The sequence below is a fragment of the Kitasatospora sp. NPDC127060 genome (assembly GCF_042724935.1).
GTDB lineage: Bacteria > Actinomycetota > Actinomycetes > Streptomycetales > Streptomycetaceae > Kitasatospora.
Genome location: NZ_JBHXEG010000055.1, coordinates 18961 through 31865, shown reverse-complemented (window position 1 = coordinate 31865; position 12905 = coordinate 18961). Strand labels below are relative to the sequence as shown.

Sequence of the window (12905 nt, the reverse complement as noted above, 5' to 3'; positions counted from 1 at the left end):
CCGGATAATGATCTGTGGGTCTGGCGAGGTTCGGAAGGACGCGGACGGTATATGGACACGGTGGACAGACAGCTCATCCAGGCGCTCCGGGAGAACGGCCGTGCGTCCTACGCCGAGTTGGGCCGGCTGGTCGGACTCTCCGGCCCGAGCGTCACGGACCGCATCAACCGCCTGGAGCAGGCCGGTGTGATCACCGGCTACCGCGCGACGGTCAACCCGGCCTCGCTCGGTTTCGGCGTCACGGCCCTGATCGGCCTTCAGCTCACCGACGCGGCCGACCACGAGGACGTCGCGTTCCGGCTGAAGGACCTCAACGAGGTCGAGGACTGCTGGTTCATCGCGGGTGACGACTCCTACATGCTCAAGGTCCGGGTGGCCGACGTGGCCGGTCTGGAGTCGGTGGTGAAGCGGATCTCGGGTACGAAGGGTGTGGCCCGTACCCGTACCACCGTCGTACTCTCCACCAAGTGGGAGAACCGGGTGAGCGAACTCCCCTTCGTAGGAGAGTGACGAGATGGCACTGGTCGGCCTGGAGGAGCTGCGCGCGGCCCGGCAGCGGATCGCGGGAGTGGTCGTGCGCACCCCGCTGGTCCCCGCCCCCTGGGCGTCCGAGGGCGAGCGGCGGCTCTGGCTGAAGCCGGAGAACCTCCAGCCGACCGGGGCCTTCAAGACCCGCGGCGCGTACAACCGGTTGGCCTCGCTCACCGCGGACGAGCGCGCCCGCGGCGTGGTCGCCCAGTCCAGCGGCAACCACGCGCAGGCGGTCGCCTACGCGGCCCAGCTGCTGGGCATCAAGGCCGTGATCGTGATGCCGGACACCTCGCCGGCGGTGAAGGTGGAGGCCACCCGCTCGTTCGGCGCCGAGGTGATCCTCGTCCCGCCGGGGGAGCGGGACACCCTGCCGGGCGAGCTGGCAGAGCGGCACGGCTTCGTCTGGGTGCCGCCGTATGACGATCCGTTCATCATCGCGGGCCAGGGCACCGTCGGCCTGGAGATCGCCGAGGACGCCCCGGCCGGGCTGGACACCGTCCTGGTGCCGGTCAGCGGCGGCGGCCTGATCAGCGGGACGGCGGCCGCGCTCAAGCTCACCCGCCCGGAGGTCCGGGTGATCGGCGTGGAGCCGGAGCTGGCCGCCGACGCGCAGGCGAGCCTGCGCTCCGGACGCCGGGTGGAGTGGCCGGTCGCCGACACCTACCGGACGATCGCGGACGGGCTGCGCACCCCCTCGGTCGGCGTGCTGCCGTACGAGCACCTCACCACCTACGTGGACGACATCGTCACCGTCACCGAGGACGAGATCCGCGCCACCGTCGCCCTGCTGGCCCGCCGCGGGCGGCTGGTCGCCGAGCCCTCCGGCGCGGTCGCCCCGGCCGCCTACTTCCACCGCGCCGCCGAGACCGGTGGCCGCACGGTGGCCGCCGTGGTCAGCGGCGGCAACATCGACCCGGTCCTGCTCGCGGAGCTGCTGTCCGCCCGCCCCGGGCCGAAGGCCGCGCCGGCGCCGAAAGCGACTAGCGACTAGCGACGGAGGAGCGCCGGAGCGAGGAGCGTCGGCACCGGGTCAGAGCGGTCCGGAGGCGAGTGGGCGGGTGACGTAGGCTCCTTCCGGCAAGGATTCGAATGTCGGAGGAGGCGGGTCACCGCATGGACGCAGGGCTCAAGCGCGAGCTGGAGGCGAAGGTCTACGCGGGTGAGCGGCTGACCCGCGAGGACGGGATCGCGCTCTACGAGAGCGACGACCTGGCCTGGCTGGGCGGGCTGGCCCACCACGTGCGGACGCGGAAGAACGGCGACGTCGTCCACTTCAACGTCAACCGCCACCTCAACATGACCAATGTGTGCAGCGCGTCCTGCGCGTACTGCTCGTTCCAGCGCAAGCCGGGCGAGAAGGACGCCTACACGATGCGCATCGAGGAGGCCGTCCGCCTCGCCAAGGCGATGGAGAGCGAGTCCCTCACCGAGCTGCACATCGTCAACGGCCTGCACCCCACCCTGCCGTGGCGCTACTACCCGCGCTCGCTGCGGGAGCTGAAGGCCGCGCTGCCGAACGTCTCGCTGAAGGCCTTCACCGCCACCGAGATCCACTGGTTCGAGAAGATCAGCGGCCTGTCCGCCGACGAGATCCTGGACGAGCTGATCGACGCCGGCCTGGAGTCGCTGACCGGCGGCGGCGCGGAGATCTTCGACTGGGAGGTCCGCCAGCACATCGTCGACCACGACACCCACTGGGAGGACTGGTCGAGGATCCACCGCCTGGCGCACGCCAAGGGCCTCAAGACGCCCTGCACCATGCTGTACGGCCACATCGAGGAGCCCCGCCACCGGGTCGACCACGTGCTGCGGCTGCGCGAGCTGCAGGACGAGACCGGTGGCTTCCAGGTCTTCATCCCGCTGCGCTACCAGCACGACTTCCACGACTCCAAGGACGGCGTCGTGCGCAACAAGCTCATGGCCCGTACCGAGATGGCCACCGGCGCCGAGGCGCTGAAGACCTTCGCGGTCTCCCGGCTGCTCTTCGACAACGTCCCGCACGTCAAGGTCTTCTGGGTGATGCACGGCGTCACCACCGCCCAGCTGGCGCTCAGCCACGGCGCGGACGACATGGACGGCTCGGTGGTCGAGTACAAGATCACCCACGACGCGGACAACTTCGGGACCCCGAACAAGCTGGGCCGCGAGGACCTGCTCGGCCTGATCCGGGACGCCGGCTTCCGCCCGATGGAGCGCAACACCCGCTACGAGGTCATCCGCGAGTACGACGGCCCGGACCTGACGCGCCGCGAGACCCCGCAGGCGATGCGCCTCTGACCTGCGAACTTCCCGCCGCCCGGACCGCCCCCGCGATCCGGGCGGCGGCGTCTTCACGGCTCCCGCACGTGACCCGGGTTTACCAACGGGTAGGGCGTTTGGCAGGATCGACGGCATGTCCGGTTCTCATCGCGCCACCGAGTACCCGCCGTACGAGCCGATGCAGGAGCCGGTGTACGGGGTGCCGCAGCAGTCGCACGAGGCGCCGTACAACGCCTACGAGCCCTACCCGCAGCCCGTCCCGCAGGACGGCTACGGCGAGTACCGGCAGCCGGCCGACGGCTACTACGAGGCGTACCACCAGCCGTTCCAGCCGTACGGGGCCGAGCCGGCCCAGGCCTACCAGGACCGGACCCACCAGCAGCCGGTGTACGAGCAGCCGACGCAGCAGCCGGTGTACGGGCAGCCCGCGTACGAGGAGCCGGTGTACGAGCAGCCCGCGTACGAGCAGCCCGTGTACGAGCAGCCGGGGTGTGAGCAGCCGGGGTACGAGGAGCTCGCCCCGGTCGTCCCGCTCGCCTCGGTGACCCCCGCCGCGGCCCCCGCGCCGGGCGGTCGGGCCGCCGCCCGGGGGCACCGGCGCAAGGCGAAGCAGAAGCGCCACGGCAAGGCCGTGATGGCCGGCACCGCGCTGCTGGTCGCGGCCGCCGCCGGCTGGTACACCGTCGGCCAGGACGGCGCCAAGTCCGTCGCGGCCGCCGCCGACGGCCCCGGGCCGGACGGCGTCAGCAAGCCCGACCACCCCGCGCCGCCCGCCCCCGCCGCCGTCCAGGCCGCCGCCGACCGGCAGTCAGCGGCCCCGGCGGCCGGCCGCGGCGAGACCCGCCCGGACGGCTCGCTGGCCGCGATACCCGGCCTCGGCGCCGCCTTCACCGCGAAGATCCCCGCCAACACCAACCAGGTCGTGGTCGCCACCGGCCAGGGCAAGGACACCGACAAGAACAGCGTCACCCTGTGGACCCGCACCCCCGAGGGCCGCTGGCTGGCCGGTGAGACCTGGCAGGGCCACAACGGCAAGAACGGCTGGACCACCGACCACAACGAGGGCGACCTGCGCAGCCCGATCGGCGTCTTCGACCTCACCGACGCGGGCGGCCGCAACGCCAACCCCGGCAGCAAGCTCCCGTACGACAAGGACGCGAGCTTCGTGGTCTCCGGGACGGGCTTCTTCGGCGACCAGCTGGCCGGCTCCTTCGACTACGTGGTCGCGATCAACTACAACCGGGTCGCCGGCAGCTCCCCGCTCGACATGCGCCGTCCGATGGGCAGCAAGAAGGGCGGCGGCATCTGGCTGCACGTCGACCACGACGGCCCGACCCACGGCTGCGTGTCGATACCCGAGGACAAGATGGCCCAGCTGATCCGCACCCTGGACCCGGCGGCCCACCCGGTGATCGTGATGGGCGACGCCGCCTCGCTGGCAGCCTGACCTCGACGTACGCCCGGCCCCAGGCGCCCCAAGGGCCTTGTGGAGCCCCTACAGATCACCGGTGCGGATCCTGTAGCCGGTCATGCCCGACTGACCAGCGGGTAACCCGGTTCCATGGCAGCATGAGCGGTTCGCGCATTGTGGCACTCGGGCACTACCAGCCCCCCAAGGTCCTCTCGAACGACGACCTGGCGGCACTCGTCGACACCGATGACGAGTGGATCCGCAGTCGGGTGGGCATCCGCACCCGGCACATCGCCGAGGGCGAGACCCTGGTCGACCTCGCCACCGAGGCCGCCCAGAAGGCCCTGGCCAACAGCGGCCGGACGGCGGCGGAGATCGACCTGGTCGTGGTCGCCACCTGCACCGCGATCGAGCGCAGCCCCAACACCGCCGCCGCGGTGGCCGCCCGGCTGGGCGTCCCCTCGCCCGCCGCGTACGACATCAACACGGTCTGCTCCGGCTTCTCGTACGCGCTGGCCACCGCCGACCACGCGATCCGGGCCGGCGCGGCGCGGCGTGCCCTGGTGATCGGCGCCGAGCGGATGTCCGACACCCTCGACTGGACCGACCGCTCCACCTGCGTGATCTTCGGCGACGGCGCGGGCGCCGCGGTGGTCGAGGCCCAGGAGGAGGGTGCCGAACCGGGCATCGGCCCGGTGGTCTGGGGCTCCGAGCCGGAACGGGGCGACGCCGTGGTGATCACCGGCTGGGACCCGGTGATCAGCCAGCAGGGCCAGTCGGTGTTCCGCTGGGCCACCACCCAGCTCGCCCCGCTGGCGCGGCAGGCCTGCGAGCGCGCCGGGATCGACCCGGCCGAGCTGAAGGGCTTCGTCCCGCACCAGGCCAATCTGCGGATCATCGACGCGATCGCCGCCAAGCTGGGTCTCGGCGACGCGGTGGTGGCCCGGGACGTGGTCGACTCCGGCAACACCTCGGCCGCCTCGATCCCGCTCGCCTTCTCCAAGCTGGTCGAGCGCGGCCAGCTCGCCCCGGGCGACCCGGTCCTGCTCTTCGGCTTCGGCGGCGGCCTGGCCTACGCCGGCCAGGTCGTCCGCTGCCCCTGATCCGCCCGCCCCTCGCCGAAGCAGCCAGCCCCGAGCCGAAGGGGCCGCCCCGCGCCAAGGGGAGCGCCGACCGTCGGCACCGGGTCCGAACGCTCCGGAGGCGAGCGGGCGAATAGCAGCACATGCCGGTGGGCGGGCACCCTGTGTGAGGGGTGCCCGCCCACCGGCATGTCTGGCGCGCGTGCGGTACGTCGGCGGACCTCCCCCGAGGACACGGCCGCCGTCCGTCGTTCCCCGGACAGGAGGCCGGGGCTGCGCGCGGAGCGGATGGTGGATCGTACGGATGGTCCTACTTGGGCGCCTTCTTGCCGGTGACGCCCAGGTACACCAGGGGAGCGAGGTTGGGCTTGAGGTCCTTGACCTTGACGCCCCAGGAGGTGAAGGCCTTCTGGTGCTCGGCCGCCGAGGCGAGCAGCGAGACCAGGGCCCCGGCGACGGCGTTCGGGTCGAGCGACTTGTCGGCCTGACCCTTCGCCTGGAGTTCCTTGACGGCCTCCGCGAGTGGCTTGGCGACCGAGTTGAGGACGGTCATGCGGATCTTGAAGAACCGCTTGTCCCCTTCCGCGGCACCGAGCGTGACCACTCGGAGAATGGCGTCGTTCTTGCGCCAGAAGGCGAGGAATCCGTCGACCAGTTCTTCCGAAGTGGTCGGTCCGGACTTCCCTGCCCAGGACTTTCCGGCCACCAGCTCTTTGAGGGTGTCGGAGTCCTTGGCCATTTCCTCGGCGATTTCGAGGACTGCGCCCTCGACATCCGGGAAGTACTGGTAGAAGGTCGCGGGGGAGGTACCCGCCATACGGGCGACGTCGATGACCTTGACGTCCCGATAGGGCGACGTGCTGAGCATCTCGCGGAGGCAGTCGAGCAGCTTCTGCCGCGTCTCCTGTCCGCGTCGCCCGGCGACGCGACCGTCGACGGTGCGAACTTGTCCTGTCATGCCGTCAGCTTACCGTGGCACGATCTTGGCGCGATTCGGTGATGCGACTATTACTCCGCACGGGGGGTTGGTATAGCGGTCCGAACCACTTCGGACGGATATTCACCGGGCCTCGAAGGCGCTGTTGAAGCCCCCCCGTGTGCTTTTGACCCCAGAGCGTGACGGCGAGTCCGCTGAAGGGTGATCGAGTGACAGAGTGTGACCGGATGTACCGGCCGTCACGTCGACGGTCTGGGGCCGGAACGCAAGCCGCAGCCGGAGCGGACGTCAGAATCCGGCCGTTCCGTCATGGCTGACCGACGGACCGGCGGCCCGGGGCGGTGGCGTCTCCCGGTGGGGGAGGTTGGAGATGCGCCGGGCGGCATTGGAGAATCGGGTCCGGCACCACGCGGCGGGTGCCGGACAACGGGGAGGTGGCTGCGGAGTGGACCAGCTGACGGCGCACGATCCGAGGCGGATCGGGCCCTTCGAGGTGCTGGGGCGGCTCGGCGCGGGTGGGATGGGGCTGGTCTACTTGGCGCGCTCCGCCTCCGGGCGCCGGGTGGCCATCAAGACCGTCCGGGGGGAGCTGGCCGAGGACGAGCTGTTCCGGGTCCGGTTCGCCCGTGAGATCGCGGCGGCCAAGACGGTCGGCGGCTTCTACACCGCAGCCGTGGTGGACGCCGACGCCGACGCCCGGGTGCCCTGGCTGGCCACCGCGTACATCCCGGCGCCCTCGCTGGAGGACCTGGTCGAGGAGTGCGGCCCGCTGCCGGTGGACGCCACCCGCTGGCTGGTGGCCGGCATCGCCGAGGCGCTGCAGTCCATCCACGCGGCGGGGCTGGTCCACCGCGACCTCAAGCCCTCCAACGTCCTGGTGGTCGAGGACGGCCCCAAGGTGATCGACTTCGGCATCGCGGCCGGGGTCTCCAGCACCCGGCTGACCATGACCAACGTCGCGGTCGGCACCCCCGCCTACATGTCCCCGGAGCAGGCCCGGGACAGCCGTACCGTCCGGGGCGCCAGCGACGTCTTCTCGCTCGGCTCGCTGATGGTCTTCTGTGCCACCGGGCACCCGCCGTTCCGCGGCTCCAACCCGGTGGAGACGGTGTTCCAGCTGCTGCGCGAGGAGCCGGACCTCACCGGCATGGCGCCCGAGCTGATGGACCTGGTCCGGGCCTGCATGCAGCAGGCGCCCGAGCGTCGGCCCACTCCCGCGCAGATCCAGGCCGAGCTGGCCCCGCACCTGTTCTCCCGGGACGACGCCGGCGGCGAGGTCGGTGACTGGCTGCCCGGCCACGCGCTGGAGCTGATCGAGCGCAAGCGCGGCCGCCGTCCGAGCGCGCCCCGCCCGTACGCCGGCCCGGTCGAGCCGCCGCAGCCGGCACGGCCCCAGGGCCCGCCGCCGCAGCCGCAGGTGCTGCCGCAGCCCCCCGGCGCGGACGACCCGCGCACCTACCCGGGGGCCGGGCACGCGCCGCCCACCGGGCCGGTGCACGCCGGCTCGCGCCCCGGGGGCCCGGACGACGGGATCCCGACGGCGAAGATCCCCTCCAAGAACAAGCACCGCGCGCCCACCGGTGCGGTGGCCGTCGAGGTGCAGCTCTCCGGTGCCTCGGTGCGGATAGGCCCGGGGCCCCGGGCCGAGCACGAGCAGCCCGGCCCGGGCACCGCCCCGGCCACCACCGACTGGGTCCGCCGGGCGGCCCCGACCCCGCCGCCGAACCCGGCCCCGACGTCCTCCCCGGCCCCGGCCGCCCGCTGGCGCCCCTGGCGGTTCCGGATGTCCAACGACGTCTGGGGCACCCCGGTGGTCGCCGACGGAACGCTCTTCGTCTCCAGCTTCGAGGTGCACGCGCTGGACGTCGCCTCCGGCGAGCGCCGTTACAAGACCCGGGACGTCGCCTGGGCGCTCGCCGTGGACGCCGGCCGGATGCACGCCGCGGACGGCCCCCACCTCTACACCGTGGACGTCGCGGACGGCACCGAGCGCTGGCGCACCTCGCTGGACGGCTGGGTGTACTCGCTCTCCGCCGCCGACGGCGTGCTCTGCTGCGGTGTGCGCGGCGGCGGCGTCCAGCTGCGCGCGGCCGCCACCGGCGCCGAGCTGTGGCGCGCCGACGACGCCCAGCAGGACTACGAGAACCCCCAGTCCGGCCCGGTCCTGGTCGGTGGCTCGGCCTACTACTACGGCGCCGGACGGCTGCGCTGCGTGGACCCGCGCGGCGCCGGCCTGCGCTGGTCCTTCCAGGTCGGCGAGGACGTCCCCTCACACCCGGTCGAGCGCGGCGGCGTGCTGTACGTGACGGCCGGCACCCGGGTGTACGCGCTGGACGCGGCCAGCGGGGCGGAGCGCTGGCGCTTCGACGCCCCGGTGGTGCTGTTCACCCCGCCGGCGCTGGACGGCGACGCGGTCTACGTGGCCGACTACCTGGGCACCGTCTACGCGCTGGACGCGGCCACCGGCCTGGACCGCTGGCGCGGGGTCACCGGCGGCCGCCAGGGCGCCGAGCCGGTGGTGGTCGGGGACGGCATGGTGCTGGTGGGCAGCGGCGAGGTGCTGTACGCCTTCGAGGCGGCGACCGGCCGGGAGCGCTGGCGCTACCCGGCGCGCGGCGAGATCGTCGGCTCCCCGGCGGTGGCCGACGGCCTGGTGCACCTGGGCAGTCGGGACCACTCGCTGCACACCCTGGACCTGGCGACCGGTCAGCTGCGCTGGGAGCTCGGCACCAAGGGCGAGCTCACCGGCTCCCCGGTGGCGGTCGGCGGACGGGTCTTCGTCGGCTCCAAGGACCGCTGCGTGTACGCGCTGGACGCCTACTACGGCACGGCGGTGCCCGCCCGCTGAGCGGGGCGGACACCGCCGGGAGGCGTCAGCTCAGGCCTTGCGGGCCCCGGGGTGGCGGCTGCACCAGCCCTCCCACGCGGAGGAGACCATGTCCGCCACGTCGTGGGAGGCGCTCCAGCCCAGCTCGCGGTGGATCAGGTCGGCGGCGGCCACCACCCGGGCCGGGTCGCCGGGGCGGCGGGCGGTCACGTCGGCGGTCGTGTCGTAGCCGGTGACCTTGCCGATGACGTCGATCATCTCCTTGACGCTGACGCCCTCGCCGCGGCCGATGTTGAGCACCAGCGAGGTCTCGCCGGCCGGGTCGGCGGCCAGCCGCTTGGCGGCGGCCACGTGGGCCGAGGCGATGTCGGAGACGTGGATGTAGTCGCGGACGCAGCTGCCGTCCGGGGTCGCGTAGTCGTCGCCGAAGACCCGCGGGGCCTCGCCGGCGGTCAGCCGCTCGAAGACCATCGGGATCAGGTTGAACACCCCGGTGTCGGAGAGCTCGGGCGAGGCGGCGCCGGCCACGTTGAAGTAGCGCAGGGCGACCGTGGACATCCCGTGGGCCTTGCCGGCCGCGGCGACCAGCCACTCGCCGGCCAGCTTGGTCTCGCCGTACGGGCTCATCGGGGCGCAGGGGGTGGACTCGGTGACCAGGTCGACGTCCGGCATGCCGTAGACGGCGGCGGAGGACGAGAACAGGAAGCGCTTGACGCCGCCCTCGGCCGCGGCCTCCAGGACCGTCTGCAGGCCGATCACGTTCTCCCGGTAGTACAGGAACGGCTGCTCGACCGACTCGCCGACCTGCTTCTTGGCGGCGAAGTGCAGGATGCCCTCGATGCCGTGCTCGCGGATCGCGGCGTCCAGGACGGCGCGGTCCAGGGTGGAGCCCTCGATCAGCGGGACGCCGGCCGGCACCCGGGAGGCGTCGCCGGTGCTGAGGTCGTCGAGGATGGCGACGCGCTCACCGGCGTCGAGCAGCTGGCGGACGACGTGCCCGCCGATGTATCCGGCACCGCCGGTGATCAACCAAGTCATGCGGCAATCCTAGGCGTTCGGTTTCGGTCGCCGGCCGCGGGCGAGTCGCGCCAGCAAAACGGACAAATCGGTGAAATGCTGACAAAGATTCCCGTGCTCTCATGCCCGCGCCTTCGGCGTGGTGACGAATCGGAGGCAGCCTGGTGAGCCGAACGAAGGAACACAGCCGCCCGCTGCCGGCCGGCCCAGGGCCGACCGGCCCCAAGGCGGCGCAGCGGCGGTTCTTCGTGCCGGGCGCGGTCGCGGCGGCGACGGCGCTCGCGCTGGCGCTGGCCGGATGCAGCAGCTCGTCCTCCTCTTCCTCCGCCGCGGCCTCCTCGCCGTCCGGCTCCTCCGCCGGCACCAAGCAGGCCTCCGCCGCCCCCGGCGCCCAGCCGGACGGGGCGAACCAGCTCCAGGACGCCTACCAGAAGGTGATCGCCGACGTGCTGCCCTCGGTGGTCCAGATCACCACCAGCGACAGCCTCGGCTCCGGGATCGTCTACGACGACAAGGGCGACATCGTCACCAACGCCCACGTGGTCGGCACCGCGACCACCTTCGCCGTCACGCTGGCCAACTCCACCAAGTCGCTGGACGCCGCCCTGGTCGCCAGCTACCCGGACTCCGACCTCGCGGTGATCAAGCTCGGCAGCCCGCCGAGCGGCCTCAAGCCGGCCTCCTTCGGCGACTCCGGCAAGGTGCAGCTCGGTCAGATCACCCTCGCCATGGGCAGTCCTCTCGGGCTCTCCAGCAGCGTCACCCAGGGCATCGTCTCGGCGACCGGGCGGACCGTCTCCGAGCCCCGCGGCGGCGGCTCGCCGGGCGCCACCATCGGCAACATGGTGCAGACCTCGGCCGCGATCAACCCGGGCAACAGCGGCGGCGCGCTGGTCAACCTGGACAGCCAGGTGATCGGCATCAACACCCTCGCCGCGACCGAGCCGCAGACCAACGGTGCGGCCGCCCCCGGCATCGGCTTCGCGATCCCGGCGTCCACCATCACCAGCATCACCGACCAGTTGATCAAGCAGGGCAAGGTCACCAACTCCGGCCGGGCCGCGCTCGGCATCACCGCCCGGACCAGCTTCAACCAGCAGTTCCAGCCGGCCGGCGCGGTCATCGTGGCGGTCAGCCAGGGCGGCCCGGCCGCCTCGGCGGGGCTCCAGGCCGGTGACGTCATCACCAAGATCGGCGACACCGCGGTCGACTCGCTGAACGCTCTGACCACCGCGCTCGCCTCGCTCACCCCGGGCAGCAAGGTCACCGTCACCTACACCAGGGACGGCACCAGCAAGACCGCCGACGTCACCCTCGGCACGCTGGAGAGCAGCTCCTAGCCCCTCCCGGGAGCCCCGGTGCGCCGGCCGGCCCGTACACCGCGCAAGGGTTCCGCGGGGCGGCCGCCGCACCGGACCGGCGCCGGGTCCTCGTTCGCTGCCTCGACGAGGACCCGGCGCCCTTTCGCGTTCGCGGGGGAGGCCGGCGTCAGCGCCGGGCGGCGCGGGTGCGCCAGGGCAGCTCGACGGTGACGGTGGTCGGGCCGCCCGCCGGGCTCTCCACCAGGAACACCCCGTCCACCGCCCGGATCCGCTCGGCCAGTCCGCCCAGCCCGCTGCCCGGGTAGGGGGCGGCCCCGCCCTTGCCGTCGTCCTGGACCAGCACCATCAGCTGGTTGTCCGAGCGCCAGACGTCGACCGAGGCGGTGCCGGCGCCCGCGTGCTTGGAGACGTTGGTCAGCAGCTCGCTGACGGTGAAGTAGGCGATGCCCTCGACCGCCGAGTCCGGGCGCTCCGGTTCGCCGTCCGGCCCGGCCAGGTCGACGTTCACCTTGACCCCGCCCGGGACGGTGCAGCGGGCCGCGACCGCGGACAGCGCCGCGTCCAGGCCGCGGTCGGTGAGCACCGCCGGGTGGATGCCGCGGGCCAGGTCGCGCAGCTCCTGGAGGGCCAGCTTCACCTCGCCGTGCGCGTTGTCGACCATCCGGGTGGCGGCCGCCATGTCCTCCTGGCTCTCCACCTCGCGCAGCCGCTCCTTGGCCATGCCGAGGTCCATCGCCAGCGCGACCAGCCGGGCCTGGGCGCCGTCGTGCAGGTCGCGCTCGATCCGGCGCAGGTCGGCGGCGGCGGTGTCGACCACGGTGCCGCGGTCGTCCTCCAGCTCGCGCACCCGTTCGGCCAGCGCGCCGGGGAAGAGCAGCGACTCGATCAGGATCCGGTCGACCGCCGCCATCGCCCTCACCACCACGGGCAGCACCGGCCACAGCACGATCACCGAGACCAGGGCGAGGGTGAAGCTCAGGATGCCCCAGGGCAGCATCAGCACGTTGTAGAGCGCCGAGCGCCAGTTCAGCAGGTCGGTGAGGTGGGCGATGGTGTACCCGACCATGCCCGGGCGGCGCGGCGTCACCGGCTCCGGCTCGTGGATCCGGGAGCCGTACGCCGTGCGGGCCCGGCTGCGGCCCAGCGCGCCCAGGGCGCGGGAGCCGGACAGGCCGGCGGCCAGCACCGGCAGGCCGATCACCGTCACCGACAGGCCGAGGCCGACCGACAGCGCGGTGACCGACAGCACGAAGCCGGCGATGCCCAGCGGGAGGTTCAGCATCAGGTGTCCGACCTGGCGCCACATCCGCGCGCCGTACAGCGGCGGGCGCTCCATCCGAGCGTCCTGCTCCTTGATGGCGTCGACGGCGCGGCGGTGCAGCTTCATCGGATCATCGGTCCCCTCGTTCGAGCTGGCGGGACCCAGCATCCCGAACCGGGGCGGCGATGTGCCATGGGGGTGATACATCTTCCCAACCGGGGGTTATCCCCACCCCCGGCCGGGCCCGCGGGGTTCGTT

At 72.7% G+C, this 12905-nt stretch carries 10 protein-coding genes; 7 read left to right on the top strand and 3 right to left on the bottom strand.

Annotation, left to right across the window (positions count from 1 at the left end):
* Positions 1–51: 51 nt before the first annotated feature.
* The 5 genes from ACFWIS_RS26740 (at position 52) to ACFWIS_RS26720 (ending at position 5304) form a co-directional block, all read left to right on the top strand.
* Positions 52–510, top strand: coding sequence for an Lrp/AsnC family transcriptional regulator (locus ACFWIS_RS26740; RefSeq protein ID WP_380460425.1), 459 nt, complete (start codon positions 52–54; stop codon positions 508–510).
* A gap of 4 nt (positions 511–514) precedes the next feature.
* Positions 515–1522 (top strand): threonine/serine dehydratase, encoded by a 1008-nt coding sequence (locus ACFWIS_RS26735; RefSeq protein ID WP_380460423.1) that lies wholly within the window; start codon positions 515–517, stop codon positions 1520–1522.
* Between the two features lie 122 nt (positions 1523–1644).
* The gene (gene mqnE, locus ACFWIS_RS26730; protein ID WP_188305625.1) at positions 1645–2808 is read left to right on the top strand and encodes an aminofutalosine synthase MqnE; all 1164 of its coding nucleotides are present in this window, start codon (positions 1645–1647) and stop codon (positions 2806–2808) included.
* A gap of 115 nt (positions 2809–2923) precedes the next feature.
* On the top strand, positions 2924–4237 hold the full coding sequence (locus ACFWIS_RS26725) for a L,D-transpeptidase family protein (protein ID WP_380460421.1): 1314 nt from the start codon (positions 2924–2926) through the stop codon (positions 4235–4237).
* A 122-nt stretch (positions 4238–4359) separates the two neighbouring features.
* On the top strand, positions 4360–5304 hold the full coding sequence (locus ACFWIS_RS26720) for a beta-ketoacyl-ACP synthase III (protein WP_380460419.1): 945 nt from the start codon (positions 4360–4362) through the stop codon (positions 5302–5304).
* A gap of 289 nt (positions 5305–5593) precedes the next feature.
* Here ACFWIS_RS26720 and ACFWIS_RS26715 read toward each other — a convergent pair whose 3' ends face one another.
* The gene (locus ACFWIS_RS26715) at positions 5594–6241 is read right to left on the bottom strand and encodes a TetR family transcriptional regulator (protein WP_188307623.1); all 648 of its coding nucleotides are present in this window, start codon (positions 6239–6241) and stop codon (positions 5594–5596) included.
* A gap of 424 nt (positions 6242–6665) precedes the next feature.
* Between ACFWIS_RS26715 and ACFWIS_RS26710 the strand changes: the two genes are divergently transcribed.
* Entirely contained in the window at positions 6666–9068 is a 2403-nt protein-coding gene (locus tag ACFWIS_RS26710) for a PQQ-binding-like beta-propeller repeat protein (RefSeq protein WP_380460418.1), read from the top strand.
* 30 nt (positions 9069–9098) lie between these two features.
* Here the strand turns inward: ACFWIS_RS26710 and galE are convergent, their stop codons facing one another.
* The gene (gene galE, locus ACFWIS_RS26705; RefSeq protein WP_380460416.1) at positions 9099–10085 is read right to left on the bottom strand and encodes a UDP-glucose 4-epimerase GalE; all 987 of its coding nucleotides are present in this window, start codon (positions 10083–10085) and stop codon (positions 9099–9101) included.
* A 173-nt stretch (positions 10086–10258) separates the two neighbouring features.
* On the opposite strand from galE, the gene ACFWIS_RS26700 reads away from it, so the two are divergent.
* Entirely contained in the window at positions 10259–11404 is a 1146-nt protein-coding gene (locus ACFWIS_RS26700; protein WP_380460452.1) for a S1C family serine protease, read from the top strand.
* 148 nt (positions 11405–11552) lie between these two features.
* Here ACFWIS_RS26700 and ACFWIS_RS26695 read toward each other — a convergent pair whose 3' ends face one another.
* Positions 11553–12722 (bottom strand): sensor histidine kinase, encoded by a 1170-nt coding sequence (locus ACFWIS_RS26695; protein ID WP_380460450.1) that lies wholly within the window; start codon positions 12720–12722, stop codon positions 11553–11555.
* Between the last annotated feature and the right edge of the window lie 183 nt (positions 12723–12905).

Excerpts from the sequence above, each read along its gene's own strand:
- ACFWIS_RS26740 (WP_380460425.1), top strand. The coding sequence starts at position 52 with ATGGACACGGTGGACAGACAGCTCATCCAGGCGCTCCGGGAGAACGGC.
- ACFWIS_RS26735 (WP_380460423.1), top strand. The coding sequence starts at position 515 with ATGGCACTGGTCGGCCTGGAGGAGCTGCGCGCGGCCCGGCAGCGGATC.
- mqnE (WP_188305625.1), top strand. The coding sequence starts at position 1,645 with ATGGACGCAGGGCTCAAGCGCGAGCTGGAGGCGAAGGTCTACGCGGGT.
- ACFWIS_RS26725 (WP_380460421.1), top strand. The coding sequence starts at position 2,924 with ATGTCCGGTTCTCATCGCGCCACCGAGTACCCGCCGTACGAGCCGATG.
- ACFWIS_RS26720 (WP_380460419.1), top strand. The coding sequence starts at position 4,360 with ATGAGCGGTTCGCGCATTGTGGCACTCGGGCACTACCAGCCCCCCAAG.
- ACFWIS_RS26715 (WP_188307623.1), bottom strand. The coding sequence starts at position 6,241 with ATGACAGGACAAGTTCGCACCGTCGACGGTCGCGTCGCCGGGCGACGC.
- galE (WP_380460416.1), bottom strand. The coding sequence starts at position 10,085 with ATGACTTGGTTGATCACCGGCGGTGCCGGATACATCGGCGGGCACGTC.
- ACFWIS_RS26695 (WP_380460450.1), bottom strand. The coding sequence starts at position 12,722 with ATGGAGCGCCCGCCGCTGTACGGCGCGCGGATGTGGCGCCAGGTCGGA.